20 protein-coding genes, 2 tRNA genes and 2 rRNA genes (1 of these 24 only partly in view) are annotated in these 25,076 nt (G+C 41.8%); 17 read left to right on the plus strand and 7 right to left on the minus strand.

Annotated features, from left to right (window positions below; all coding sequences use genetic code 11):
• Window positions 1–109 precede the first annotated feature (109 nt).
• From IGI92_RS04980 to IGI92_RS04990, 3 genes are all read right to left on the minus strand, one after another.
• On the minus strand, window positions 110–709 hold the full coding sequence (locus tag IGI92_RS04980) for a TVP38/TMEM64 family protein (protein ID WP_005229140.1): 600 nt from the start codon (window positions 707–709) through the stop codon (window positions 110–112).
• Window positions 710–897: 188 nt separating this feature from the next.
• Entirely contained in the window at window positions 898–1,368 is a 471-nt protein-coding gene (locus IGI92_RS04985; protein ID WP_005237187.1) for a threonine/serine exporter family protein, read from the minus strand.
• A complete protein-coding gene (locus IGI92_RS04990; protein WP_016619873.1) occupies window positions 1,365–2,123 on the minus strand; it encodes a threonine/serine exporter family protein in 759 nt (252 codons plus the stop codon). The genes IGI92_RS04985 and IGI92_RS04990 overlap by 4 nt, the downstream gene beginning before the upstream one ends.
• Before the next feature lie 277 nt (window positions 2,124–2,400).
• Between IGI92_RS04990 and IGI92_RS04995 the strand changes: the two genes are divergently transcribed.
• Window positions 2,401–2,967: a TetR/AcrR family transcriptional regulator gene (locus IGI92_RS04995; RefSeq protein ID WP_005237185.1), complete on the plus strand. Its 567-nt coding sequence runs from the start codon at window positions 2,401–2,403 to the stop codon at window positions 2,965–2,967.
• An 84-nt stretch (window positions 2,968–3,051) separates the two neighbouring features.
• A tRNA-Ser gene (locus IGI92_RS05000) sits at window positions 3,052–3,139 on the plus strand.
• A gap of 205 nt (window positions 3,140–3,344) precedes the next feature.
• On the opposite strand, the gene IGI92_RS05005 is transcribed toward IGI92_RS05000, so the two are convergent.
• Window positions 3,345–4,004, minus strand: coding sequence for an Ltp family lipoprotein (locus tag IGI92_RS05005; protein ID WP_086316978.1), 660 nt, complete (start codon window positions 4,002–4,004; stop codon window positions 3,345–3,347).
• Window positions 4,005–4,233: 229 nt separating this feature from the next.
• Between IGI92_RS05005 and IGI92_RS05010 the strand changes: the two genes are divergently transcribed.
• The gene (locus IGI92_RS05010; protein WP_034872503.1) at window positions 4,234–4,422 is read left to right on the plus strand and encodes a hypothetical protein; all 189 of its coding nucleotides are present in this window, start codon (window positions 4,234–4,236) and stop codon (window positions 4,420–4,422) included.
• A 59-nt stretch (window positions 4,423–4,481) separates the two neighbouring features.
• Here IGI92_RS05010 and IGI92_RS05015 read toward each other — a convergent pair whose 3' ends face one another.
• A complete protein-coding gene (locus IGI92_RS05015; RefSeq protein ID WP_005229155.1) occupies window positions 4,482–4,631 on the minus strand; it encodes a hypothetical protein in 150 nt (49 codons plus the stop codon).
• Window positions 4,632–5,096: 465 nt separating this feature from the next.
• Between IGI92_RS05015 and asnB the strand changes: the two genes are divergently transcribed.
• Window positions 5,097–6,992 carry an asparagine synthase (glutamine-hydrolyzing) gene (asnB, locus tag IGI92_RS05020; protein WP_061054487.1) on the plus strand — a complete coding sequence of 632 codons (1,896 nt, stop codon included), beginning with the start codon at window positions 5,097–5,099 and terminating at the stop codon, window positions 6,990–6,992.
• A 54-nt stretch (window positions 6,993–7,046) separates the two neighbouring features.
• On the opposite strand, the gene IGI92_RS05025 is transcribed toward asnB, so the two are convergent.
• Window positions 7,047–7,850, minus strand: a complete 804-nt coding sequence (locus IGI92_RS05025; RefSeq protein ID WP_005229159.1) for a Cof-type HAD-IIB family hydrolase — start codon at window positions 7,848–7,850, stop codon at window positions 7,047–7,049.
• A 261-nt stretch (window positions 7,851–8,111) separates the two neighbouring features.
• Between IGI92_RS05025 and IGI92_RS05030 the strand changes: the two genes are divergently transcribed.
• Window positions 8,112–9,551: an NCS2 family permease gene (locus tag IGI92_RS05030; protein ID WP_005237180.1), complete on the plus strand. Its 1,440-nt coding sequence runs from the start codon at window positions 8,112–8,114 to the stop codon at window positions 9,549–9,551.
• A 100-nt stretch (window positions 9,552–9,651) separates the two neighbouring features.
• Complete coding sequence (locus tag IGI92_RS05035; RefSeq protein WP_016619879.1) at window positions 9,652–10,857, plus strand: multidrug efflux MFS transporter; 1,206 nt, start codon at window positions 9,652–9,654, stop codon at window positions 10,855–10,857.
• A 47-nt stretch (window positions 10,858–10,904) separates the two neighbouring features.
• On the opposite strand, the gene IGI92_RS05040 is transcribed toward IGI92_RS05035, so the two are convergent.
• A complete protein-coding gene (locus IGI92_RS05040) occupies window positions 10,905–11,087 on the minus strand; it encodes a YjzD family protein (protein ID WP_008377814.1) in 183 nt (60 codons plus the stop codon).
• 147 nt (window positions 11,088–11,234) lie between these two features.
• Here IGI92_RS05040 and dnaE point away from each other — a divergent pair, with 147 nt between their 5' ends.
• The 11 genes from dnaE to IGI92_RS05095 form a co-directional block, all read left to right on the plus strand.
• On the plus strand, window positions 11,235–14,546 hold the full coding sequence (gene dnaE, locus IGI92_RS05045) for a DNA polymerase III subunit alpha (protein ID WP_430608216.1): 3,312 nt from the start codon (window positions 11,235–11,237) through the stop codon (window positions 14,544–14,546).
• Window positions 14,547–14,707: 161 nt separating this feature from the next.
• Window positions 14,708–15,670: a 6-phosphofructokinase gene (pfkA, locus tag IGI92_RS05050; RefSeq protein WP_005237177.1), complete on the plus strand. Its 963-nt coding sequence runs from the start codon at window positions 14,708–14,710 to the stop codon at window positions 15,668–15,670.
• 84 nt (window positions 15,671–15,754) lie between these two features.
• Entirely contained in the window at window positions 15,755–17,539 is a 1,785-nt protein-coding gene (gene pyk, locus IGI92_RS05055) for a pyruvate kinase (RefSeq protein ID WP_008377816.1), read from the plus strand.
• Between the two features lie 195 nt (window positions 17,540–17,734).
• The gene (locus IGI92_RS05060) at window positions 17,735–18,295 is read left to right on the plus strand and encodes a YceD family protein (RefSeq protein WP_115232594.1); all 561 of its coding nucleotides are present in this window, start codon (window positions 17,735–17,737) and stop codon (window positions 18,293–18,295) included.
• Window positions 18,296–18,351: 56 nt separating this feature from the next.
• On the plus strand, window positions 18,352–18,531 hold the full coding sequence (gene rpmF, locus IGI92_RS05065; protein ID WP_005229191.1) for a 50S ribosomal protein L32: 180 nt from the start codon (window positions 18,352–18,354) through the stop codon (window positions 18,529–18,531).
• A 184-nt stretch (window positions 18,532–18,715) separates the two neighbouring features.
• Window positions 18,716–20,137 (plus strand): NADP-dependent phosphogluconate dehydrogenase, encoded by a 1,422-nt coding sequence (gene gndA, locus IGI92_RS05070; RefSeq protein ID WP_005229192.1) that lies wholly within the window; start codon window positions 18,716–18,718, stop codon window positions 20,135–20,137.
• 139 nt (window positions 20,138–20,276) lie between these two features.
• The gene (locus IGI92_RS05075) at window positions 20,277–20,963 is read left to right on the plus strand and encodes a response regulator transcription factor (protein WP_005229193.1); all 687 of its coding nucleotides are present in this window, start codon (window positions 20,277–20,279) and stop codon (window positions 20,961–20,963) included.
• 14 nt (window positions 20,964–20,977) lie between these two features.
• Window positions 20,978–22,483 (plus strand): HAMP domain-containing sensor histidine kinase, encoded by a 1,506-nt coding sequence (locus IGI92_RS05080; protein WP_061054488.1) that lies wholly within the window; start codon window positions 20,978–20,980, stop codon window positions 22,481–22,483.
• 616 nt (window positions 22,484–23,099) lie between these two features.
• Window positions 23,100–24,659, plus strand: a 16S ribosomal RNA gene (locus IGI92_RS05085).
• Window positions 24,660–24,735: 76 nt separating this feature from the next.
• Window positions 24,736–24,808, plus strand: a tRNA-Ala gene (locus IGI92_RS05090).
• 179 nt (window positions 24,809–24,987) lie between these two features.
• A 23S ribosomal RNA gene (locus IGI92_RS05095) occupies window positions 24,988–25,076 on the plus strand (it continues 2,826 nt past the right edge of the window).
• The 16S and 23S rRNA genes sit together here with 1 tRNA gene alongside, the layout of an rRNA operon.

The following is a 25,076-nucleotide window of genomic DNA, read 5'->3' on the forward strand; positions in this document are numbered from 1 at the left end:
GAGCCGAACAGTTTTAGAAGCACATTTGCCACAGGCATAGTTCCCTGTTTGAAAAGCAGCTTCTTTACGTTCGGCTCGCTGAATTGATCGTTTTTCTTACATATGATTCTTATCCGCCTAACAAACCAGTTAAGAATGTTCCACCGTAAATCAATGCCATACTGTACAAGAAAATTGAAGCAGGTTTTGCCAACAAAATAATCAACGTAAATTTCTTCACTGTCATGTTGGTCAAGCCAGCCATTAGACAAAGGGCATCATCTGGGGCAACCGGTAGAAAGATTGCAAGGGCGAAAAGTTTTTCAAATCGGCTTTGGTTGTCTAACCAGCCGATATATTTATCGTAAGTTTTGTCACTGATCATACTTAAAATGAATGGTTTACCATATCGTCGGCCAAGCAGGAAAATAATGACAGAACCAATACTGATTCCTACATAGTTATAAACGAATCCTAGATAAGGACCGAAAATCAAGACACCTGCAGCGCTGGAGACACCACCGGGAATAATCGGGATCACTACTTGCAAGATCTGCAATAGGATAAAGACGATTGGTCCTAAGATAACGGAATTTCCAACTAGACCTCGCAGTGCATTAATGTCTTTGAAAACACCTAGATTGATAAAATAGATGGTTAACGCGATCGATAAACCTAAGCCAATAATAGAAATCGTATTAATGATACGACGAGAAGTTGCTATGCTCACAGGACTTCATCTCCTTTATGTTTCATAATCTCACTATACGGGGTGAGACCAGAAAAATCCAGTAAAACAAATGACAAACGTCAAACAGTTTTGTAAGGTATGCCCTTATTATAAAAGAAGTCCGAAAAGAAAACATTGTACTAAAGTCTGAAATAAGAAAAATTTATAGTTTCTGCGCGCCAATAGTTTCAGGAGATTTTTTTATCTGGATGACGTTTTTTTGTGCGTTTCACTTGCCAGCGATTGACGATCTTTTCAACCACACTCGTCATCATGAACCCGCCGGCAATCGCCCCAGCGGTGATGACAACGATCATCAGATTTTCAAAACCGACAAAGTTGTCGCCCAAAGCGAATTCTCGAACGGCTTTGTAGGCAGGCCCACCCGGTACGAGGGGAACGAGGCTAGGAATGTTAAAAATGATCATGGGCATTTTTTTTCTGCGGGAAAAAAAGATGCTGACGCAACCGACGGCAAATGCGGCTAAGAAGTTGGCACTGCCTAGACCGTAGCCAATCGTTTGCAATGACCAATAGATCATCCAGCCAACCGTTCCAGCAATGCCTGTGGCAACTAAGGCTCTTTTAGGAATATTGGTCAAGATGCCGAAGGTTACAGTGCTTAAGAAGCTGAAGGAAAGGTGAATAAAAATCGTCATGAGATCCCTCCAAATAATGTGAAGACCGTGGCGATGCCTACACCGATCGCGGCAGCAGTAAAGATGGCCTCTGTTCCCCGAGCTGTGCCACTAATGAGATGGCCCGCCAAGATATCCCGAAAGGAATTGGTGATTGCTACACCAGGAACTAAGGGCATGACGGCACCGATAATCAAATTATCGACGTTTTGTGCGATATGAAGAGAGACCGCTAAGACAGACAAAGTACCGATCAGTAAGGAGGCACAAAACATATCCAAAAAGCGAATGTCGATCAGTTTCTTGACCCAATACGCACACAAAAAGCCAAGGCAGCCAATGACGAAGGTCGCTAGAAAGTCAAACCAAGCACCGCCAAAAATAATCATTAAGGTACTGCTGACCACGCCAGCACTAAGAACCTGTAGCCAGTAAGGAAAACTTGGTGTTGTCTGATTGACCTTTTTTAATGCCTCATGCAGTTCCGCTAAGGAAAGTTTCTTTTCCGCATAGGCGCGAGAGAGCCCATTGACGGCAACGATTTTTTCGAGATTGATGACTCGATCATGAACATTTTCTACTTGTGCATAGTGGCTACTGCGTAAGCCCATAAAAAGTCCAGTTGCTGTTACATAACTAATACTCCCTTGCTCTCCAGCGTTTGCCGCAATTCGATTCATCGTATCTTCCACGCGATACACTTCCGAGCCGTTTTCCATCATGATTTTCCCTGCTAATAAGCAGGTCTCCAATAATAGCTCTTTTGATTCAGCCATTTCCAAACCCCTTTTTCAATCGAATTTGCGTGCTACACTCTTAGTGTACAATTTCAGCGAGTTTTCAACAAGAAAGAAAAGTAGATTTGAAAAATAACTAGAACGCCATCCGTTGGATTTTTTGTGATAAATGAAAAAAGCAGAACATTTCCTATTACTAAACATTCGTTTTTAGTGAACAAAGTGAATAGAAATAAGATAACGGAAGGAGTGTTTTATTTTTAAAAAATGAATATCTCGGTTACAATTAAATAAATATAAAAAGGGGGATTTATTGATGCGAAGGAAGGTCTATACAAGAGAACACATTTTGAAGGCCGCTTATGAACTGATCAATAGAGAAGGTTTTGGCAACTTTACGGCCCGGAATATCGCTAAGCACATGGGAATTTCTACTCAACCAATTTATCTTGAGTTCGAAAATATGCAGGACTTAAAAAATACCTTGGTGGAGGCTGTTTTCAAAGATTTATCGGAAAATGTTTTTCCAGTCGTTCGAACAGGAGACAAACTTGTTGATTTAGGCCTGAATTATATACGCTTCGCGCAAGAGCAGCACAATCTCTACATCGCCCTTTTTATCGACGACTACGGCGGTGGGAAATTGATGCATGATTTTTCATCCACCTATTTCAAATCCTTGATCAAATCAGAAGAAAAATATGCAGATCTATCCGAAGATGCGATAAATGCACTACATAATGGCGCATGGATCGTTGTGACTGGTTTGGCTTCCTTAATGTCGGCGGGTATCATCACACCCACCGATGATCAGATCATCAAAATCATCAACGAGACGATCGAAGGCGTAATCGAAAAGAAAGAAAACTATATTTTCGATTAAAGAACAAAAAATCTGTATCCATTTCCATTTTGGATGCAGATTTTTCTTGACATTTTTTGTAAAACTAGCGAAAATAACTGTTATGGAGAGTTGGCAGAGTGGTAATGCAGCGGACTCGAAATCCGCCGACCCGGTTCATCCCGGCGCGCAGGTTCAAATCCTGTACTCTCCTTATACCAACGCTTTGGAGCGTTTAGCCTATCTTTCGAGATAGGCTTTTTTGTTTGTTGTGGGCAGAAGAATATAAATGACTGCCGAGGTTGATCGATAACCATCTGAAAAGCGATTAACCTACACTCGGTCTAGAAAACAGCATAATTGTTCCGTCAACTTGCCGATATCTTTTTTGCTTGTGGTCCTGCAACAAACGAAAAGAATCAATCGGGCAAACGTGATAAGGCGTATTCAATTTGTTCAGAAGTAAAGCCTTCAAAGGAAAGTTGGCTCGCCACACGCTCATCCGATAAGGATAAATTTTGCGAGTAGCGAATCGCTTTTTTCAATGCTTGCTCGTTCCAATCGGCATCCACGGTGGCTACGGCAAAGTCTGCTGCGCTCTCAGAAAAATCTTCATAGAGTAGTTGGCGTTTTAAGCTCGACTGAGAAAACGCATTGCTGGATAAGTATCTTTCTGCACGATTCAGTGCATTTCTTTCTTCACGAGAAAGTTCAGGTGTATGTTGCTCGTTGTTCGCGGGTTCTTCTTGTTGTGCGCTACTTGCTTCGTTGTTGCCAGCTTTTTGTTCTCCTTGTGGTTGTTCCATGGAAGCAGCGGCATCGCCAAAGGATTCGCTTTGCCTTGATTCGTTACGTAAAGAAAGGCTTAATTGCGCAGTGATGCTATCGAAAGATGTCACATCTTGGTAGAAGGACAAGCCACCATAAGAAAACAAGGCAATAAAAGCGGAAGCGACAATGATCAAAACGTTTCGATCTCGTTTTGCATTTTGTTTTACAAGCCCAATATAAAATAAGACAATGCCAAAAACGAAACAGAACAATCCAATGAAAAACAAAATGGCGAAAAACGTAGCCATAAAAATTCCTCCTAAATAAAAGTCTCCTGAAAAGACAATAGTACTATGTTCTGTACCAGAAAACAGATTTGTCTTTTCATGAATAGAGGAAAAGGATGATTTGACAAATGTAACGTGTATGCTATTAATGGATCATTCATAAGTATTAAAGGAATGACGCTCAAGAATGACTAGTGAAATAGATGGTAAACTTAATAAAAGCACAGTTGTATCAGTAGGAGGCAAGAAGATGGATTTTGAAGAAAAAGATTATTTTATGCGTTATACAAAAGTTGCGGCACAGGGATTGAGTAAGTTTATTACGCAAGGATCTGTTGATGAAATCTTACAGCTAGATGAACAGCAAAGTGGACAGAAGCAAGAAGTGGATGCTGCAACAGACAAAAGCGAGCCAAAAAACAAGAAAGCACCTAGCTAATTATTTCCTTAGCGAGGTGCTTTCAGTACGAATCGGTATCCTTCATTTGGATAAACTCCTTATGCAGTTTTTTTCAATTCTTGTACAGCTTGCTCGATCGTAATTCCAGTCGCAAAATGATTCGCATCTTTTTTATCGAAAACGATAAATAAATTCAATTTGGTATCCAGAGTTACACGATATTGTAGATCTGTGTTATAGAATGTCATAGTCATTCTCCTTTCTTAAAACTTGTCATTGAAAGGCAACGGTTAGTTGATAACGAAATTCCATAGTTAGAATAACACTTTTTTTCACAATAGTCCAATAAAACTATCAAACGAACAAATCTGACTGATTATTTTCAGGAAATCAATGCTGAGAATGGCAGCAAAAGAAGTTTGCTGGAGTCAGTAAATTCGGGAAAAGTATCTTTGTATATTTTCAGAAAAATAGAATTCATAAAAAATTTCTTAAGAATTTTGAGGATAGCTATTTTCTTAGATAACAAATTTGTAAGATTGAGAGTATGAGATGATTGGAAACCTTGATATCATAAGGTTTATCTTCAAATTGTGTTTTGTGCAAAAATATATTGATTGTATTTTTTTGAAAAAGAGATCGTATCTCTTGAATTCTATGGTATGATTTACTTTAGAAAAATGAAAATGGATTATGAAAACGGATGTGAAAATATGTGCGGAATTGTCGGCTTTGTCAATTCAAAAGACCAAAAAGAAATCATTATTGAACGCATGATGGACCGGATCGTTCATCGCGGACCAAACAGTTCAGGGAAATTTACCGACGACCGAGTGGCATTAGGGTTTCGTCGTTTATCGATCATCGACTTAGAAGGTGGCTCACAACCAATTTTTAATGAGGATCGAACAAAAGTAATCATTTTTAATGGTGAAATTTACAACTTTCAAGTATTGCGTGAGGAATTGATCCAAGCAGGTCATGTCTTTTCTACCCATGCGGATACCGAAGTAGTCTTACATGGCTATGAAGAGTGGGGGATTGATGTTTTGCAGCGCCTGCGGGGAATGTTTGCTTTTGCCATCTGGGATACTCAAAAACAAGAGCTTTTCGGCGCGCGGGATCACTTTGGCATCAAACCGTATTACTATGCACAAATGAACGGCAGTTTCATGTTTGGCTCTGAAATCAAAAGCTTTTTGCCTCATCCAGATTTCAAGAAAGAATTAAACCAGGAGGCGTTGAAACCTTATTTGACGTTCCAATACTCGCCTTTGAACGGAGAAACCTTCTTTAAAGGCGTTCATCGTTTGCAAGAAGGGCATTATTATCTGTTTAATGAACAGGGATTGACGATCAAGCAGTACTGGGATGCAGATTTTTCAGTGAAAGAAAATCATTCAAGAGAAGAATGGGTCGATAAAATCGATCAAGCAGTCCAAGAATCAATTGCCGCTCATCAAATCAGTGATGTTGAAGTCGGCTCATTTTTATCCAGTGGTGTCGATTCAAGTTACGTGGCCTCGGTCTTGCGCCCAGATCACTCATTTTCAATTGGGTTTGATGACAAAACCTACAACGAAGCGATCGAAGCCCGCAAATTGACGGAAAAGCTCGGCTTGAACAACACAGCAGCGGTCATCGATGGTGAAATGTCCTTTGAGGCATTTCCGCTGATTCAGTATCACTTGGACGAACCGGATTCTAACCCAAGCTGTGTCCCTTTGTACTTTTTAGCCAACCTAGCAGCACAGCAAGTGCGGGTCGTTCAATCTGGGGAAGGGGCAGATGAATTATTTGCCGGTTATGCTGCCTATGGCTTCCACACAAACTCTAAAGCGGTTCGCGTTTTTGCCCAAGGCTTGAAAAAACTGCCGCAAAACATCCGCTTTCGTTTAGGGCGTCAAATCGGCAAAATGAAAAACTTCCATGGTCGAATTCATCTTTATGAAGCAACGGCACCTGCCCAAGACTTCTTTATCGGGCAAGCCCTGGTCTTTGAAGAAGAGGAAGCACTACAGCTTTTAAAACCAACGTATCAAAAAGGACCATCTGTTGCTGAAATCGTTGCGCCTCATTATGAGAAAGTCAATGGTCTCAAAGACGAGGTCAACAAGATGCAATATTTGGATCTTCATCAATGGATGCCGAAGGATATTTTGTTAAAAGCAGACAAAATGTCCATGGCGAGTTCTTTAGAATTACGGGTTCCGTTACTGGATATCGAGATGCAAAAACTGGCGCAAACGATCCCGACGAAATATTTGATCAATCAAAACAATACGAAAGATGTGTTTCGACAAGCGTCAAACCGTCATTTGCCAAAAGAATGGGCAAACCGTGAAAAGCTAGGCTTTCCTGTACCAATCAAGGCATGGCTGAAAGAAGGAACAGGGTATGAAGCAGTTAAAGCCCTTTTTGAGTCAGACTTTGCAGCAACCTTCTTTGATCAAACAGCGATTTTGCAAATGCTAGAAGACCATCGCCAAGGAAAACCGAATCTTCAGCGAAAAATCTGGACGATCTTTACATTCTTGACCTGGTACAAAGTATTCTTTATTGATGAATCGATTCCCGAAGCCAAAGAAATCGTTTATGAAACACTTTGATTTGAATATGGAAGCAAAAAAAAGCTGATGCGGACAATCCCGCATCGGCTTTTTTTATAGACCTAAATATTTTTCCAAGTAATCGACCATGCCATCTTCCGCATTGGTTTTGTCAGTAACATCATTTGCGATCGATTTTAATTGTTGCGTGCCATTTGCCATAGCAACGCCCCAACCCGCATAATCCAGCATCTCCAAATCATTGTGTTCATCACCAAAAGCGATGATATCTTGCCGATCCAAAGACAAAGAATCCGCGATCACCGAAAGACCAAGTGCTTTATGGACCCCTTTTGGTACGATCTCTAAGATGGCTTGAGGTCCGCCCCACGTGCGAACATCGACTGCATCGTCAAATTGATCCTTGATACGTAAAGAAACAGATTCTGCTAATTCATTTTCGGTTTTCACCAGTAATGAAGTGGGATCCGTTTTTAAATTTGCTAATAGATTTTTTTCGGAAGCATTACCCGAAAAGAAAAAGTGTTGATCAAATCCGCTTAGGTCATCGATGAAAAAGGTTTCACGATTTTCTGCTGCCACAAACGTCAGCCCCAGCTGCTCTTTTTGTGCCATGAGCTCAAACGCAATTTCTCGAGAGATCGAGTGCTCCATTTCGTTTGCCCATACTTGTCGAGGTTTATGGACCAACCCACCGTTAAAATTGACCATTGGTGTTGTGAGCGCCAATTCTTTATAGAATTGATCACTCATACGAAAAGGTCTTCCTGTAGCGATGGTAACAAAGTGTCCCGCTTTGGTGGCGCGAACCAGTACCTCACGTGTGCGAGGGGAAAGTTGGGATTCAGTATTTAAGGTTGTGCCATCTAAATCAATGGCGATGATTTTTGGTTTCAAAAGACTCGCTCCATTCTCTTATGGTAGTGGCTTAAGTGTAACATATTTCTGTCATTTCACAATACAAGTAAGTTTTCGATAAGTTTTCATAATAGTTACAAAGTAAAACACGAACATTAAACGTTTTTGGTTCGTTTTATTCGGAAAAAGGTTTGAAAAGCGAAAATTATTCCCTTATAATTTGTAATTGTTCGATGAAAAGCGCAATTATTCATTTTTTCTTTTCATAGAAACGATTAAAGTTCAGGAGTGAAACATAACATGGAAAAGTTTTTCAAATTAAAGGAGAATAAAACGACGGTTTCCACAGAAGTGATGGCTGGGGTCACCACCTTCTTCGCGATGAGTTATATTTTGTTTGTGAATCCGACGATTTTATCTGCTGCAGGCATGCCGTTTCAAGCTGTTTTCTTAGCAACGATCATCGCTTCAGTGATTGGTACCCTGATCATGGGCTTATTTGCAAATGTGCCTTACGCGCAAGCACCTGGAATGGGACTTAATGCATTCTTCACCTTTACCGTTGTTTTTGGTTTGGGGTATACGTGGCAGCAAGCATTAGCGATGGTTTTCATCTGCGGCCTGATCAACATTTTTATCACGGTGACTCGAATCAGAAAAATGATCATTCATGCGATTCCAGAAAGCATGCAGCATGCAATCGGCGGCGGGATCGGGATCTTTGTGGCTTATGTAGGGATCAAAAATGCCAACTTGCTAAACTTCAGTGCAGACACTGCCGCAGTGACGGGTTCAGTTGTCGACGGTGAGACGATTGTGAGTGCCAATTTTAATGGGGGGATCGTCCCAGCTTTGGCGAATTTCAATAATGCACCTGTTTTGTTAGCAGTGATTGGTTTAGTAGTGACTACTTTATTAGTGGTGAAAAATGTACGTGGGGCAATTATTTTTGGTATTTTAGGAACGACGATCATTGGTATTTTGATGGGTGTGGTGGATTTAAGTGCCATTGATTGGCACGGGAATTCATTAGGAAGTTCCATCAGCGAACTAGGAATCACATTTGGCGCTGCGTTTGGCTCTGAAGGAATGGGCTCACTATTCAGTGATTCTGCCAAAATCCCTCAAGTAATCATGACGATTTTAGCATTTAGCTTATCAGATGTCTTCGATACGATCGGTACCTTTATCGGGACTGGACGTCGTACAGGGATCTTTTCGAAAAAAGATGAAGAAGCGGTTGAAAATAGTAACGGGTTGAATACGAAAATGGATAAGGCTCTTTTTGCAGATGCCGTAGCCACGTCTGTAGGGGCCATCGTAGGGACCTCAAATACAACGACTTATGTGGAATCAGCAGCTGGCATCGGTGCTGGTGGACGCACGGGCTTGACTTCCGTTGTGGTGGCAGCACTCTTTGCGATCAGCAGTATCTTTTCTCCACTGATCTCAATCGTTCCCGCACAAGCGACAGCACCGGCGTTGATCTTAGTTGGGGTAATGATGATGGCTTCTTTTGCAGACATCAAGTGGACTGATCTAGAAGAAGCAGTTCCCGCTTTCTTTGCATCTATTTTTATGGGCTTGTCTTACAGTATTTCCAACGGGATCGCTGTTGGTTTCATTTTCTATGCATTAGTGAAAGTAGTGAAAGGAAAAGCCAACGAAGTGTCTCCGATCATCTGGGTCGTCAATGCGTTGTTTATCCTAAACTTTGTCATTTTGGCTTTGATCAGTTAAGTTTAATGAAGAAAATCTTTCTGTATTTTAAATGCAGAAAGATTTTTTATTTGATTATTACTCACGATACGGTATAGTATTTGTGAAAGAAGGTTTGTAAATGAAGATTGATTGGAAACGAAATCTACTGATTTCATGGGTAGGTTGTTTTTTTACGGGTGCCAGTTTTAGTCTTGTCATGCCATTCATTCCCTTATATATAGAAGAGTTAGGCGCTCCAGAGAGTCAAATTGAGTTGTTTTCTGGATTAGCAATCTCAGTAACGGCGTTTGCGGCGGCTATCATTGCTCCAGTTTGGGGAAATCTAGCAGATCAAAAAGGTCGTCGTTTAATGATGATTCGCGCGGCTGCGGGGATGACAGTGACGATGGGTTCTTTGGCTTTTGTACCGAATGTCTATTGGTTATTGATCATGCGTTTCTTTACCGGAATTTTATCGGGGTATATTCCAAATGCGACTGCGTTGATCGCTTCGCAGGCGCCTCGAGAAAAAAGCGGTTGGGCGCTTGGGACATTGGCTACAGGAGCCATCGCAGGGAATTTGATTGGTCCTTCCATGGGTGGGGCGTTGGCGCAATGGTTCGGCATGAAAAATGTTTTTATCATTACCGGTGTCGTGCTGCTAATTACGCTCTTGCTCACGATTTTTCTCGTTCAAGAAGATTTTGAGCCGGTTGAAAAGGGCGATCTGCTGTCCATCAAAGAAATTTTTGGTCAAATCAAAAATATGCAGTTGCTTGTTGGCTTGTTTATTACGTCACTGATTTTACAGCTAGGTGTAACCAGCATCAGCCCAATCCTCACATTGTATATTCGTGATTTAAGCGGGGATACGGGCAATATTTTGTTCGTCAGCGGATTGATCGTCTCTGTTGCCGGTGTTTCAGCGATTATCTCCTCGCCGTTTTTAGGCAAAATCGGTGATCGTTATGGCAATCACAAAGTACTATTGGGGGGCTTAGTGCTATCATTTTTCTGTTTCATTCCGATGGGCTTTGTTTCTACTCCGTTTCAATTAGGCGTGTTACGCTTCTTGCTTGGTTTTTCTACCGGTGCCTTGATGCCGTCCATCAATACACTGATCAGCAAGATCACCCCGATGGAAGGGGTCAGCCGCATCTACAGCTACAACCAAATGTTTTCTAACTTTGGGCAAGTGTTAGGTCCGATGGTCGGTTCAACGGTGGCAGCTGGTTTTGGTTATCCCGCTGTCTTTTGGGTAACTAGTGGGTTTGTACTGATCAATATTTTTATCTCAGGATTTAATTTCCGTAAAAGCTTACGTAAAACGGACATCAGTGAATAGTTGAAAAGAAAAAAAAACCAGTTACAATAAAGGTAACTGGTTTTTTTTTAATGGCTTGTCTTTTCAGGCGCTGGTGCGATAATACCAACAAGAATGATCACCACACCTGTGACCAAAGAGATGATTGAAGTTAATTGAAAATCATAAGTTGCTCCAGCAAGTGAGCTGCCTAGATAGCCAACGACTTGACCTAATACAAAAGTCCAAAATAAAGTGACTAGGTAACGCATGACGACACCTCTTTTCTGCGTATCTTCCATTTCGACTTTAGTTTATCACAAAAATATTTATTGTAAAGATTTTCACTTTTTCATTTTGTTTTTCAAATCTATTTACTAGCAGAAAGAAAGAGAATTTTCATTTTTGGAGGGATTTCAATGTATTCACAGCTCACCACCTTAAGCGCCTATTCGTTGCTGCAAAGTACGATCAAAATTCCTCACTATATAGAGCAAGCCAAAAAGATGGGCTATCAGACATTGGGGCTGACCGATCATAATGTTCTCTATGGCGCGGTCGAGTTTTATCAACAATGCCTAGCACAGGGCATCAAGCCGATTTTTGGCGCTTTGTTCGACTGTACCTTCGGAGAGGGATCAATGTCCTTTCCATTGTACGTATTTGCCAAAAACCTCAAGGGCTATCAAACCTTGATGCGTTTATCAAGTGAAAAAATGATCACCGAGCAGTTGAATTTAGCTGCTTGTGATTCTTTGCAGGATCTCTTTGGTTTGCTGCCTGAAGGCGAGGGGTTTCTGCCTTCTCAGCACGATGATCTAGAAGCCAATCAAGAAGCACTGCGAGCAATCAGCCATAAATTTGATTCTGAGAGCTTGTTTTTAGGGATTACTAGCAAAGGGCTAGATCCAGAAACGATCGCTTGGTTTAACGAGCAAAACATTGCACCATGTGCGTATCAACCCATCGCGGCTTTAGCACAAGAAGAAGCCTTTGCAGTCAAAGTGATGACCCATATCAAAGATGGTTCGCAAATTGAAGACTTTCGTCAGGCAAAAGAGCAAGCGACTACGCAGCTTTTTTTACAACCGGCAGACCAATTGACTGCGTCATTTGGCGAAGCGTCGCAGGCATTGATGAATAATCAGCGGATTGCAGCTGAATGCGCCGTCGAGCTGCCGCTGCATCAGCGGCTGTTGCCTCATTACCCGTTACCAGCAGAAGAAAATGCTGCGGACTATTTGCGCAAAATTTGTTTTGAGCGTCTGCCTCAGCGTGTTGCCCACGTTACATCGGCGTACGAACAGCGTTTGGATTATGAGTTGTCCGTTATCCATAAGATGGGCTTTGATGACTATTTCTTGATTATTTGGGACGTCATGGACTTTGCCCACCAACAAGAGATCGTTACCGGCGCTGGACGGGGATCGGCTGCTGGAGCACTGGTGGCATATGTTTTATCGATCACCGACGTAGATCCAATCAAATACGATCTTTTGTTTGAACGATTCTTGAATCCAGAACGTTACACGATGCCTGATATTGATTTAGATATTCCTGACAATCGCAGAGACGAGATTTTACAGTATGTGCGCCAAAAATATGGGCAAGAATATATGGCACAGATTGCCACGTTTGGTACCATGGCGGCCAAAATGGTTTTGCGAGATGTTTCTCGGGTCTTTGGTCTCTCGCAAAGTGAAGCTAATCGCTGGTCAAAAGCCATCCCCAATGCCTTGAAAATGACCTTAGATCTTGCTTATGAACAATCCAATCAGCTGCGAGAGCTGGTTTCGTTCAATGAGCGGAATCAAGTAATGTTTCAAGTCGCCAAAATCTTAGAAGGACTGCCCCGTCACGTATCGACCCATGCCGCCGGTGTGGTGATCAGTGACAAGAATCTGCTTGATTTGGTGCCTTTGCAAGAAGGCAGCGATGGGATTTGGCTGACCCAGTTTACCATGAATGACGTGGAAGCCATTGGCCTATTGAAGATGGATTTTTTAGGTTTGAGAAACTTGTCGATCATTGATAATACCTTGAAAGGTATCAAACGAATCAGCCAACAAATCGTAACCCAAAAAGAGATTCCTCTTGATGATCCAGCAACATTGCGTTTGTTTCAAAAAGGGGAGACGGCAGGGATCTTCCAATTTGAATCAGCGGGAATACGCAATGTCTTGCGCAAGCTAGGGCCAGAAAGTATCGAAGACATTGCTGCAGTCAATGCCTTGTATCGCCCGGGACCGATGCAAAATATTGATACTTTTATCAAGCGGAAAAAAGGACAAGAGCGGGTCTCTTATCCGGATGACAGCTTGATTCCAATCTTGCAAAACACTTACGGAATCATTGTTTATCAAGAACAGATCATGCAAGTAGCTTCCAAAATGGCTGGTTTTAGCCTAGGACAGGCAGATATTTTGCGGCGAGCAATCAGTAAAAAGAAAAAAGACGTGTTGGATGAAGAACGTCGCCATTTTGTGCAAGGTGCGTTGGCCAATCATTATGACGAGAAGACCGCCAATTTGGTCTATGACTATATTGAGCGCTTCGCCAACTATGGGTTTAACCGTTCCCATGCGTTTGCCTATTCCTTTATCGGCTTTCAAATGGCGTACTTGAAAGTGCACTATCCGGCACCTTTTTTTGCTTCGATCTTGCACTCGGTACGCAATACTGCAAGCAAAATGAAAGAATACTTAAATGAAGCCGCACGTTATGGCGTAGAAGTATTGCCACCATCGATCAATACCAGTGGGTTTAGTTTTCAACTGCAAAATGAGAAACAAATCCGCTTTGGGTTCAGCAGTATCAAAGGGATTCGGCGCGACATGATCCAAGACATTTTGACAGAACGAAAAGAGCATGGCAATTTCACGTCCATGGATCAATTTTTACTTCGCTTGAATCAGCGGAACAGCAAGTGGTTAAAGTTGGACTATTTATTGCCGCTTTTGAGCATCGGTGTATTCGATGTGATTGCGCCTAATCGAAAACAAGCATTGATCCAACTAGAAGGGAAAATCCAAAATATTACTTATAGTGGCGGCAGTTTGGATCTCTTAGAAACCATGGCTTTAAAAGAAGAAGCCGTTGCCGATTACAAACTGGAAGAGAAACTGGCTTTGGAAGAAGAATACTTAGGTGTTTATTTGTCTGGCCATCCCGTAGAACAGTTTCAAAAATTGCATCAATTAAAACAAATCACCGATATTGCCGATCTGGTTCCGAATGAACGGGTCCGCATCCTTTTGTATGTCCGCAAGATTCGGGAGATACGTACAAAAAAAGGCGAACAGATGGCATTTGTTGAAGGAACGGATGCTAGCAAAGAAGTTTCAGTAACGATTTTTCCCATCGTTTATCGACAAGTGCGTTCCTTGATCGAAGAAAATGCTGTTCTCTATATTGAAGGAAAGGTCGAGGTAAGTCGTTACAATGGTGAAATCCAACTCATTGCTGATAAAATAGACTTAGCAGAAAACGTTCAAAATAAAATTGCGTCACAAACTTGCTACTTAAAGATTTCTGCTGAAGCCGAAACGTCGCACCTGCAAGCATTGTCGAAGGAAATGAAGCAGCATCAAGGAAATATTCCAGTGGTGATGTTTTATGAAAGTAGTGGCAAAAAAGTGTTATTAGCAGAAGAAAACTGGGTAACGGATGAGCCGAACTTTGTCACACAACTGAAGGCATTATTAGGAAATGGAAATGTAATTTTCAAGTAATTTTCCGAAAACGATAATTCAACTTACACTTTTTTCAACTTTTTCCCACTATTTCAAGACATTTTCATGGAATAATGGTAGAATATGTCTCGTGGTTATTACTTGAAAACTAGCAAACAGGGGCTTCCCTAAACAAAATCTTTTGATGAGGTGAAAGAATAATGAAACGCATTGGAATTCTAACCAGTGGCGGCGATGCACCAGGAATGAACGCAGCGATTCGCGCAGTTGTCAGAAAGGGTATTTTTGACGGACTTGAAGTATACGGAATCAACTATGGCTATGCCGGACTAGTAGCAGGCGACATTCGTCGCTTAGATGTTGCTGATGTTGGTGACAAAATTCAACGTGGTGGAACATTCTTATATTCAGCACGTTATCCAGAATTTGCGACACAAGAAGGGCAATTAAAAGGAATCGAGCAATTAAAGAAATTTGGCATCGAAGGGCTAGTCGTGATTGGTGGAGATGGATCTTACCATGGTGCGATGGCACTTACTCGCCACGGTTTCCCAGCAATCGGGATTCCAGGAACGATCGATAACGACATTCCAGGAACAGATTTCACGATTGGTTTTGATACAGCGATCAATACTGTCTTAGAATCGATTGACCGTATCCGTGATACAGCGACATCACATGTCCGCACATTTGTGATCGAAGTAATGGGACGTGGTGCTGGCGATATCGCTTTATGGTCAGGTGTGGCCGGTGGTGCGGATGAAATCATCATCCCAGAACATGATTTTGACATGCAAGTTGTTGCTGATCGTATCCGTGAAGGACGCGACCGCGGGAAAAAACATTGCTTGATCGTTTTAGCCGAAGGCGTGATGGGCGGAAATGATTTTGCTGACAAACTTTCTGAATACGGCGATTTCCATACCCGTGTATCAATTCTAGGACACGTTGTCCGTGGTGGTTCACCAAGCGCTCGTGACCGTGTGTTAGCAAGTAAATTTGGTTCATATGCCGTTGAATTATTGCAACAAGGCAAAGGCGGTCTATGTATCGGTATCGAAAACAATGAAATGATTGCTTCTGATATTATCGAAACCCTTGAAAACAATCGTCACAAACCAGATCTTAGCTTGTATAACTTGAACAAAGAAATCTCATTCTAAAGAGATTTTTTAGAGCAACGCAACAGTAATTTTGTAAAAAAAGCTTATTAGCTATTTTAAATAAATGAATAGGAGCGTTTAGTAATGAAAAAAACAAAGATCGTAAGTACATTAGGACCAGCAAGTAACAGTGTGGAAATTATTTCTCAACTGATTGAAGCCGGTGCGAATGTCTTCCGCTTTAACTTCTCTCATGGAGATCATGAAGAACAATTAGCGCGTATGACAATGGTTCGTGAAGCCGTGAAGAAAACTGGTAAAGATGTCGGTATCCTTTTAGATACAAAAGGTGCTGAAATCCGTACAACTGTACAAAATACGACAGAAGCTGACTTTGGTCGTGCTGGATACATCCAATTTAACGTTGGCGATGAAACACGCATTTCAATGGATCCAGAACACAAAGGAACAAAAGAAAAAATTGCTGTAACTTATCCTGGTTTATTTGAAGATGTTCATGTGGGCGGACACATCTTGTTTGATGATGGTTTGATCGACATGGAAATCAAAGAAAAAGACGAAGCAACCCGCGAATTAGTGGTTGTTGTTAAAAATGCTGGAATGTTAGGATCACGTAAAGGGGTCAACGCTCCTGGTGTATCAATCAGCTTACCTGGTATTACTGAAAAAGATGCAGAAGATATCCGTTTTGGTCTTGATAACGATATCGACTTCATTGCCGCTTCATTTGTACGTAAAGCGCAAGACGTTTTAGAGATTCGTGAAATTTTAGAAGAAAAAGACATGACTCATGTGCAAATTTTCTCTAAAATCGAATCACAAGAGGGTATCGATAATATCGATGAAATCATCAAAGTTTCTGATGGTATCATGGTTGCCCGTGGTGACATGGGTGTTGAGATCCCTGCTGAAGAAGTACCAATGGTTCAAAAGAGCATCATTAAAAAATGTAACGCTGCTGGTAAATCAGTTATCACAGCAACACAAATGTTAGAGTCAATGCAACAAAACCCACGTCCAACCCGTGCAGAAGCTTCTGACGTTGCCAATGCTGTCTTTGATGGTACCGATGCAACAATGCTTTCTGGTGAATCAGCAAACGGTGACTACCCTGTTGAGGCAGTAGCAACAATGGCACGGATCGACATTGAAGCTGAAAAAGCTTTATCAGAAAACAGCACATTCCAAATCAACCAATTCGATAAAACAGATGTAACAGAAACAATCGGTTTATCTGTTGCTCGTGCGGCGAAAAACCTAGGGGTTAAAACAATCGTTGCAGCGACTGAATCTGGCTACACTGCGAAAATGATCTCTAAATATCGTCCAGATGCTGACATTTTAGCTGTCACATTTGACGAACGCACAAAACGCGGCTTGATGCTTAACTGGGGTGTGTACCCAACCGTTGCTGAAAAACCATCAACAACTGATGAAATGTTTGAATTAGCAGCAAAACAAGCAGTTGATTTAGGTTTTGCTAAAGAAGGCGATCTAATCTTGATCACAGCCGGTGTTCCTGTTGGTGAACGCGGAACAACCAACGTCATGAAGATCCAATTGATCGGTTCAAAATTGCTTGAAGCGCAAGGGATTGGTGAAAAATCAGTTGTTGCCAATGCCGTGATCGCTCACAGTGCCGAAGAAGCAATTGCGAAAGCAAAAGATGGCATGATTTTAGTTGTACCAACAACAGATAAAGAATATATGCCAGCAATCGAAAAAGCAGCAGCTTTAGTTGTTGAAGATGGCGGCTTGACTTCTCATGCAGCAGTTGTCGGAATCGCGAAAGATCTACCAGTCATCGTTGGTGCCAAAGACGCAACAACAACCATCAAAGATGGCGAATTGGTTACTCTTGATTCTCGTCGCGGTATCGTTTATCGTGGAGAAACAACAGCGATCTAATGATTTTTAACGATTGATCAAGCAACAGGCAAGTGCACGTTGTGCGCTTCCTGTTGTTTTTTTGAGAGGGTCGAAATCCCTTGAGAAAGGGCAGTAAAATGACACGATCAAAAATGAAAAAGGTGTCAAGAAAATTTCATTGACAAAGCCTCAGAAGCCCTGTATAATTGCTTTTGTTGCTTAGGGGTGATAAAAATGAAATGGTCTTTATTGGAATTAAAAAAATACCAAGAGACACCGCTGATGTTTGAAGAAACACTTGACTTAAAGAGTCAACTGATAAAACGCGATGGACAGATCATTGATTTGTCTCCTGTAAAAGTAAAAGGGCTGATGAGTGTTGATAAGCAAGGATACTTGCTGCACTATCAAGTAGAAACGACGATGACATTGCCATCTACTCGTTCTTTGACACCTGTAGTGCTTCCTTTTGATTTTTCAGTGGATGAACAATTCATGACACCAGAGCAATTTCAGCGTCGCGATGAAACGATCGTCGAAGAAGAAGTTTTGATCGTTGAAGGTCAAACCATCAGCTTAGATGAATCAGTCGCTGATAACCTATTACTTGCGATTCCTTTGCAAGTCCTGACAGAAGAAGAAAAGCAAGGTTCAGCAATGCCATCTGGCAACGATTGGGCTGTTTTGTCAGAAGAAGACTTTGCAAATCAAAAAGAAGCGCAAGCTCAACAAGTTGATCCTCGTCTTGCAAAATTATCCGAATTATTCACTGAATCAGATGACGATAACGCGTAGGATTGGAATAAATTGCAGCCTCAAGGTTGCGTTCATTAACAAGGAGGTGTAGCAAAATGGCAGTACCAGCTAGAAAAACTTCGAAAGCGAAGAAAGCAAAACGTCGTACACATTACAAATTGACAATCAACGGTTTGAACGAATGTGCAAACTGTGGTGAAATGAAAAAAAGCCACCATGTCTGCTCAAACTGTGGTCATTACGATGGCAAAGACGTAGCAACAAAAGAAGCATAATTCCTTTTTTTCAGAAAGAGGATTCTAAAACCTTAGGCTAACCATGGAGCCTGAGGTTTTTTTGTTTTTTTGACGAATATGGAACTTTTCAGAAATATTTTTTGTCCAGCGAAAGAGAATAGTTCAAAAGCAGGTACATTTGCGCTATAATGAAAAAGATAATTGAATCTTAGGAGGATGAAAGATGACAAAACAACAAATCGGCGTTGTCGGTATGGCTGTTATGGGCAAAAACTTAGCGTTGAACATCGAAAGCCGCGGTTATTCAGTTGCCTTATTTAACCGTACTGGTTCAAAGACAGAAGAAGTAGTAAAAGAACATCCAGATAAAAATTTTAAAGCAACCTATACGATAGAAGAATTTGTTCAATCTATTGAAAAACCACGTCGTATTTTATTAATGGTAAAAGCAGGATTTGCGACAGATGCAACGATCCAAGAATTATTGCCTCATTTAGACAAAGGCGATATTTTGATCGATGGCGGAAATACCTTCTTTAAAGATACGGTTCGTCGTAACGAAGAGTTGGCAAACTCAGGAATCAACTTTATCGGTACAGGTGTATCTGGTGGGGAAGAGGGCGCCTTGAAAGGTCCTTCGATCATGCCAGGAGGACAAAAAGAAGCGTATGAATTGGTTGCGCCAATCTTGGAACAAATTTCTGCAAAAGCCGAAGATGGAACACCTTGTGTGACTTATATTGGACCAAACGGTGCAGGCCATTACGTAAAAATGGTTCATAACGGGATCGAATATGGGGACATGCAGCTGATTGCTGAGTCTTATGACTTGATGCAAAACATATTAGGTCTATCTGTTGATGAAATGGCTGATATTTTTGCTGAATGGAACAAAGGCGAATTAGACAGCTATCTAATTGAGATCACAGCGGATATTTTGACTCGCAAAGACGATCAAGGTACAGGCAAACCAATCGTTGATGTGATTTTAGATGCTGCTGGTAATAAAGGAACTGGGAAATGGACAAGCCAAAGTGCCTTAGACCTAGGCGTACCACTACCATTGATCACTGAATCTGTTTTTGCCCGTTATATCTCGGCTTACAAAGAAGAACGAGTCAATGCCAGCAAAGTCTTACCAAAACCAGAAGCAGTTGCTTTTGAAGGAAACAAAGAAGAGTTTATCAATAAGATCCGCGAAGCATTATACTTCAGTAAGATCATGAGCTATGCACAAGGATTCGCGCAATTACGTACAGCATCAAAAGAGTATGATTGGGATCTTCCTTTTGGTGAAATTGCCAAAATTTGGCGTGCAGGCTGTATCATCCGGGCTCAATTTTTACAAAAAATCACGGATGCTTATGACAAGAATGCCGACATTGAAAACTTACTATTAGATGACTACTTCAAAGATATTACGAAACGTTATCAATCTTCTGTACGTGAAGTAGTTGCACTAGCTGTCCAAGCAGGAGTACCTGTGCCGACGTTCTCATCTGCGATCGCGTACTTCGATTCTTATCGTTCTGATCGTTTGCCAGCGAACTTGATCCAAGCACAACGGGATTACTTCGGAGCGCATACGTATGAACGGACAGATAAAGAGGGAATTTTCCATTATTCATGGTATGATGAAGCGTAAGCTTTAAGAGAATCCAAAAGAGAAAGACCGAAAGTGAGAACTTTCGGTCTTTCTCTTTTTTATTTTTTAGATACATGATAAAATAAGACAGATAATGTCTAATTTAAAGGCAGAATAATCAATAAAGGGGCTATCAATAATGAGTAATATTCTAATCATTGAAGATGAAAAGAACTTAGCTCGATTTGTGGAATTAGAATTGAAGCATGAAGGGTATAATACTGAAGTTCATTATAACGGACGGACGGGACTGGATGCGGCGCTGAATAATGAATGGGATGCGATCTTATTGGATCTGATGCTTCCTGAGTTAAATGGGTTAGAAGTTTGCCGCCGCGTGCGTCAATCGAAGAACACCCCGATCATCATGATGACCGCACGAGATTCCGTGATTGATCGAGTATCAGGTTTGGATCATGGTGCTGATGATTATATTGTGAAGCCTTTTGCAATTGAAGAATTGCTGGCACGCTTACGTGCGTTGCTTCGCCGTATCGATATCGAAGGGGACAAAAACGTTGCAAAACAAACCACGATCACATACCGAGACCTAACGATTGAAAAAGAAAATCGTGTCGTTCGTCGCGGAACAGATGTCATTGAACTAACGAAACGCGAATATGAGCTATTGTTGACTTTAATGGAAAACGTTAATGTCGTTTTGGCCAGAGATGTTTTATTAAACAAAGTCTGGGGCTATGAGACAGAAGTTGAAACCAACGTTGTCGATGTTTACATCCGCTACTTACGGAATAAAATTGATGTACCAGGGGAGGAAAGCTATATCCAAACCGTTCGTGGTACAGGTTATGTGATGCGGTCGTGAACCTTAAAAAAAGAATGAAAAAATTAAAAGAACTGAAGGGGCCTTCTTTAACTGTAAAGTGGGCCTTCGCAAGTTCTTTCTTTATATTCGTCGTATTTACGATCTTTGCCGTGATCACCTATAAAACATCGGTGAATTTGATCGTCGCTAAAGAAGAAAACAATGTGGAGCGGACGATGTCAGAGGTTGCTTCTCGTTTAGCCAATTCGGATCAAGAACTAACATTGGTCCGAACGTATCGTAATTTAACCAAAAATGATGCGGGGACGACGAGCATTTATGATCGCACTTCAACGATCGATGGCAACTTAATGAAAATCGACTCCTTTATTTCGGAATTAGGCCAAGCACCATTGAGCCTGTTTGTTTATAATTTGAATGAGGACCTTGTTTTTAAAACCCATGAAAATGATTTAGCACTGATCGACACGCAGCGCAAAGCGCCAACTATCGTAACGCTGGATGGTATCACAGGCTTTCTCTCGATCCAACCCATTTATTCAAAAGGCACCAGAGAGCGGATTGGCTATGCTCAAACATTTTATGAGTTGACTTCTTTTTATGAAATACGCAGCAAACTGCTGCTGACTTTGATTATCTTAGAAGTCGTCTCTCTGATTCTCAGCAGTGTACTCGGGTTCTTTTTATCAGCATATTTCCTTCAGCCGTTAAAGGTACTACGGGATACGATGGAAACTGTTCGGAAAAACCCGCAGTCAACCGTGCATATGCCAGAATTAAATACGAATGATGAACTGTCTGATTTAGCAGATATATTTAATGAGATGTTGGATCGCATGCGCCTGTACATTGAGCAGCAAGAGCGATTCGTTGAAGATGTTTCTCATGAGTTACGGACACCCGTAGCAATCATTGAAGGACACATGAATCTTTTGCAACGTTGGGGGAAAGATGATCCAGAGATCTTGGATGAGTCCCTCGCAGCCAGTATGCAAGAGATCAGTCGAATGAAGACGCTAGTACAGGAAATGTTGGATCTCTCAAGAGCGGAACAAGTGGATGTTCATTATGCAAATGAAACAACTAATGCAAAAGAAGTTGTCTATCAAGTGTTCAATAACTTTAAAATACTGTATCCGGATTTTGTCTTTACATTGGATGATGATTTGTATCATGAGTTGAAGCTGAAAATCTATCGCAATCATTTTGAACAGATCATTATTATTGTCTTGGATAACGCAGTAAAGTATTCCACTGATCGAAAAGAAGTTCATCTATCCATTTCATTGGATCGTCAATCTTTTGAAATTGCCATCCAAGATTTCGGGGAAGGCATCTCCAAAGAAGACCTCGATAAGATCTTCAATCGTTTCTATCGGGTAGATAAAGCTCGTGCTAGAACCAAAGGTGGCAATGGTTTGGGGTTATCTATAGCAAAACAACTATTGGAAAGCTATAAAGGAAAAATCACGGCGGAGAGTGTCATTGGCCAAGGAACAATCTTTCGAATTTATATACCGATTCTTCAAACGGAAGATCGGGCGAAAAGAGAACGTTGAGCAAAAAAGCTTAAGTTCTCTTTTTTCATTCTTAAATGATAGATTTAGTGCCGAAACACTGCTTATAAACGAACGTTCGAATCGTTTGGTAATGAATAATTCGCCTATGAAAATAGTTGTCAAAAAGCCTATTTTTTTAGTTGATTTTTCCTTTAAGAATTGCTATATTATTACTTGTCCTTGTTAAGACATTTGTAACAAACACTGATTGATCTTTTTTGAAATTAGTTGTTGACGAAACATTTTACAAGTGTTATTATAACAAAGTCGAAAAAATATCGTCTCTGAAAAAACCTGATAAATCAAAAAAACTTTTCAAAAAAGTGTTTGACATATAACGGTTGAGATGGTAAGATAAAAAAGTCGCTGAGGTTAAGAGAGAAGTTAAATAACAACTTCTTGAAAAAAACTTTTAAAAAAGAGTTGACAATCAAACGTCGCTCTGATATGATATAAAAGTTGCTAACGCAGCACGGTAGACCTTTGAAAACTGAACAAAGCAAGCAAACGAACCAATGTGTAGGACGTTTCAATTTATTGAAACAAATACATGCAAGCAATAGCTAGCAAAGTTAATTTTTATGAGCTTAATGACCGTATGGTCATTCAAACAAATCATTATGAGAGTTTGATCCTGGCTCAGGACGAACGCTGGCGGCGTGCCTAATACATGCAAGTCGAACGCTTTTTCTTTCACCGGAGCTTGCTCCACCGAAAGAAAAAGAGTGGCGAACGGGTGAGTAACACGTGGGTAACCTGCCCATCAGAAGGGGATAACACTTGGAAACAGGTGCTAATACCGTATAACACTATTTTCCGCATGGAAGAAAGTTGAAAGGCGCTTTTGCGTCACTGATGGATGGACCCGCGGTGCATTAGCTAGTTGGTGAGGTAACGGCTCACCAAGGCAACGATGCATAGCCGACCTGAGAGGGTGATCGGCCACACTGGGACTGAGACACGGCCCAGACTCCTACGGGAGGCAGCAGTAGGGAATCTTCGGCAATGGACGAAAGTCTGACCGAGCAACGCCGCGTGAGTGAAGAAGGTTTTCGGATCGTAAAACTCTGTTGTTAGAGAAGAACAAGGATGAGAGTAAAACGTTCATCCCTTGACGGTATCTAACCAGAAAGCCACGGCTAACTACGTGCCAGCAGCCGCGGTAATACGTAGGTGGCAAGCGTTGTCCGGATTTATTGGGCGTAAAGCGAGCGCAGGCGGTTTCTTAAGTCTGATGTGAAAGCCCCCGGCTCAACCGGGGAGGGTCATTGGAAACTGGGAGACTTGAGTGCAGAAGAGGAGAGTGGAATTCCATGTGTAGCGGTGAAATGCGTAGATATATGGAGGAACACCAGTGGCGAAGGCGGCTCTCTGGTCTGTAACTGACGCTGAGGCTCGAAAGCGTGGGGAGCGAACAGGATTAGATACCCTGGTAGTCCACGCCGTAAACGATGAGTGCTAAGTGTTGGAGGGTTTCCGCCCTTCAGTGCTGCAGCAAACGCATTAAGCACTCCGCCTGGGGAGTACGACCGCAAGGTTGAAACTCAAAGGAATTGACGGGGGCCCGCACAAGCGGTGGAGCATGTGGTTTAATTCGAAGCAACGCGAAGAACCTTACCAGGTCTTGACATCCTTTGACCACTCTAGAGATAGAGCTTCCCCTTCGGGGGCAAAGTGACAGGTGGTGCATGGTTGTCGTCAGCTCGTGTCGTGAGATGTTGGGTTAAGTCCCGCAACGAGCGCAACCCTTATTGTTAGTTGCCATCATTTAGTTGGGCACTCTAGCGAGACTGCCGGTGACAAACCGGAGGAAGGTGGGGATGACGTCAAATCATCATGCCCCTTATGACCTGGGCTACACACGTGCTACAATGGGAAGTACAACGAGTTGCGAAGTCGCGAGGCTAAGCTAATCTCTTAAAGCTTCTCTCAGTTCGGATTGTAGGCTGCAACTCGCCTACATGAAGCCGGAATCGCTAGTAATCGCGGATCAGCACGCCGCGGTGAATACGTTCCCGGGCCTTGTACACACCGCCCGTCACACCACGAGAGTTTGTAACACCCGAAGTCGGTGAGGTAACCTTTTTGGAGCCAGCCGCCTAAGGTGGGATAGATGATTGGGGTGAAGTCGTAACAAGGTAGCCGTATCGGAAGGTGCGGCTGGATCACCTCCTTTCTAAGGAATATTTCGGAAGACTACACATCGTTTGCCTTTGTTCAGTTTTGAGAGGTCTACTCTCAAGTAAATACTCGGGGCCTTAGCTCAGCTGGGAGAGCGCCTGCTTTGCACGCAGGAGGTCAGCGGTTCGATCCCGCTAGGCTCCATTAACGACAATGGTCGTTAAGCTTTGTTCATTGAAAACTGGATATCGAAGAAATAATCAAAACAAGTAACACACACCGAGTTGAAATGTTAAAAGAGTTTTTTAATAAGTTCAACGCTTATTTTCTTGAGCAACCTTCTATCGCTAGAAGAAGTACTCAAAACCGACCGTAAGGTCAAAGGTTAAGTGAATAAGGGCGCACGGTGGATGCCTTGGCACTAGGAGCCGATGAAGGACGGGACTAACACCGATATGCTTTGGGGAGCTGT

The sequence above is a fragment of the Enterococcus sp. DIV2379 genome (assembly GCF_050542965.1).
Taxonomy (GTDB): Bacteria; Bacillota; Bacilli; order Lactobacillales; family Enterococcaceae; genus Enterococcus_D; species Enterococcus_D entomosocium.

Bases quoted from the DNA above. Each gene is read 5' to 3' on its own strand.
- IGI92_RS05010 (WP_034872503.1), top strand. From the start codon at position 4,234: ATGGATTTTGAAGAAAAAGATTATTTTATGCGTTATACAAAAGTTGCG.
- gndA (WP_005229192.1), top strand. From the start codon at position 18,716: ATGACAAAACAACAAATCGGCGTTGTCGGTATGGCTGTTATGGGCAAA.
- IGI92_RS04990 (WP_016619873.1), bottom strand. From the start codon at position 2,123: ATGGCTGAATCAAAAGAGCTATTATTGGAGACCTGCTTATTAGCAGGG.
- dnaE (WP_430608216.1), top strand. From the start codon at position 11,235: ATGTATTCACAGCTCACCACCTTAAGCGCCTATTCGTTGCTGCAAAGT.
- IGI92_RS05075 (WP_005229193.1), top strand. From the start codon at position 20,277: ATGAGTAATATTCTAATCATTGAAGATGAAAAGAACTTAGCTCGATTT.
- IGI92_RS05030 (WP_005237180.1), top strand. From the start codon at position 8,112: ATGGAAAAGTTTTTCAAATTAAAGGAGAATAAAACGACGGTTTCCACA.
- IGI92_RS05040 (WP_008377814.1), bottom strand. From the start codon at position 11,087: ATGCGTTACCTAGTCACTTTATTTTGGACTTTTGTATTAGGTCAAGTC.
- IGI92_RS04985 (WP_005237187.1), bottom strand. From the start codon at position 1,368: ATGACGATTTTTATTCACCTTTCCTTCAGCTTCTTAAGCACTGTAACC.
- IGI92_RS04995 (WP_005237185.1), top strand. From the start codon at position 2,401: ATGCGAAGGAAGGTCTATACAAGAGAACACATTTTGAAGGCCGCTTAT.
- IGI92_RS05005 (WP_086316978.1), bottom strand. From the start codon at position 4,004: ATGGCTACGTTTTTCGCCATTTTGTTTTTCATTGGATTGTTCTGTTTC.
- pyk (WP_008377816.1), top strand. From the start codon at position 15,755: ATGAAAAAAACAAAGATCGTAAGTACATTAGGACCAGCAAGTAACAGT.
- IGI92_RS05035 (WP_016619879.1), top strand. From the start codon at position 9,652: ATGAAGATTGATTGGAAACGAAATCTACTGATTTCATGGGTAGGTTGT.
- IGI92_RS05080 (WP_061054488.1), top strand. From the start codon at position 20,978: ATGAAAAAATTAAAAGAACTGAAGGGGCCTTCTTTAACTGTAAAGTGG.
- rpmF (WP_005229191.1), top strand. From the start codon at position 18,352: ATGGCAGTACCAGCTAGAAAAACTTCGAAAGCGAAGAAAGCAAAACGT.
- IGI92_RS05015 (WP_005229155.1), bottom strand. From the start codon at position 4,631: ATGACATTCTATAACACAGATCTACAATATCGTGTAACTCTGGATACC.
- pfkA (WP_005237177.1), top strand. From the start codon at position 14,708: ATGAAACGCATTGGAATTCTAACCAGTGGCGGCGATGCACCAGGAATG.
- asnB (WP_061054487.1), top strand. From the start codon at position 5,097: ATGTGCGGAATTGTCGGCTTTGTCAATTCAAAAGACCAAAAAGAAATC.
- IGI92_RS05060 (WP_115232594.1), top strand. From the start codon at position 17,735: ATGAAATGGTCTTTATTGGAATTAAAAAAATACCAAGAGACACCGCTG.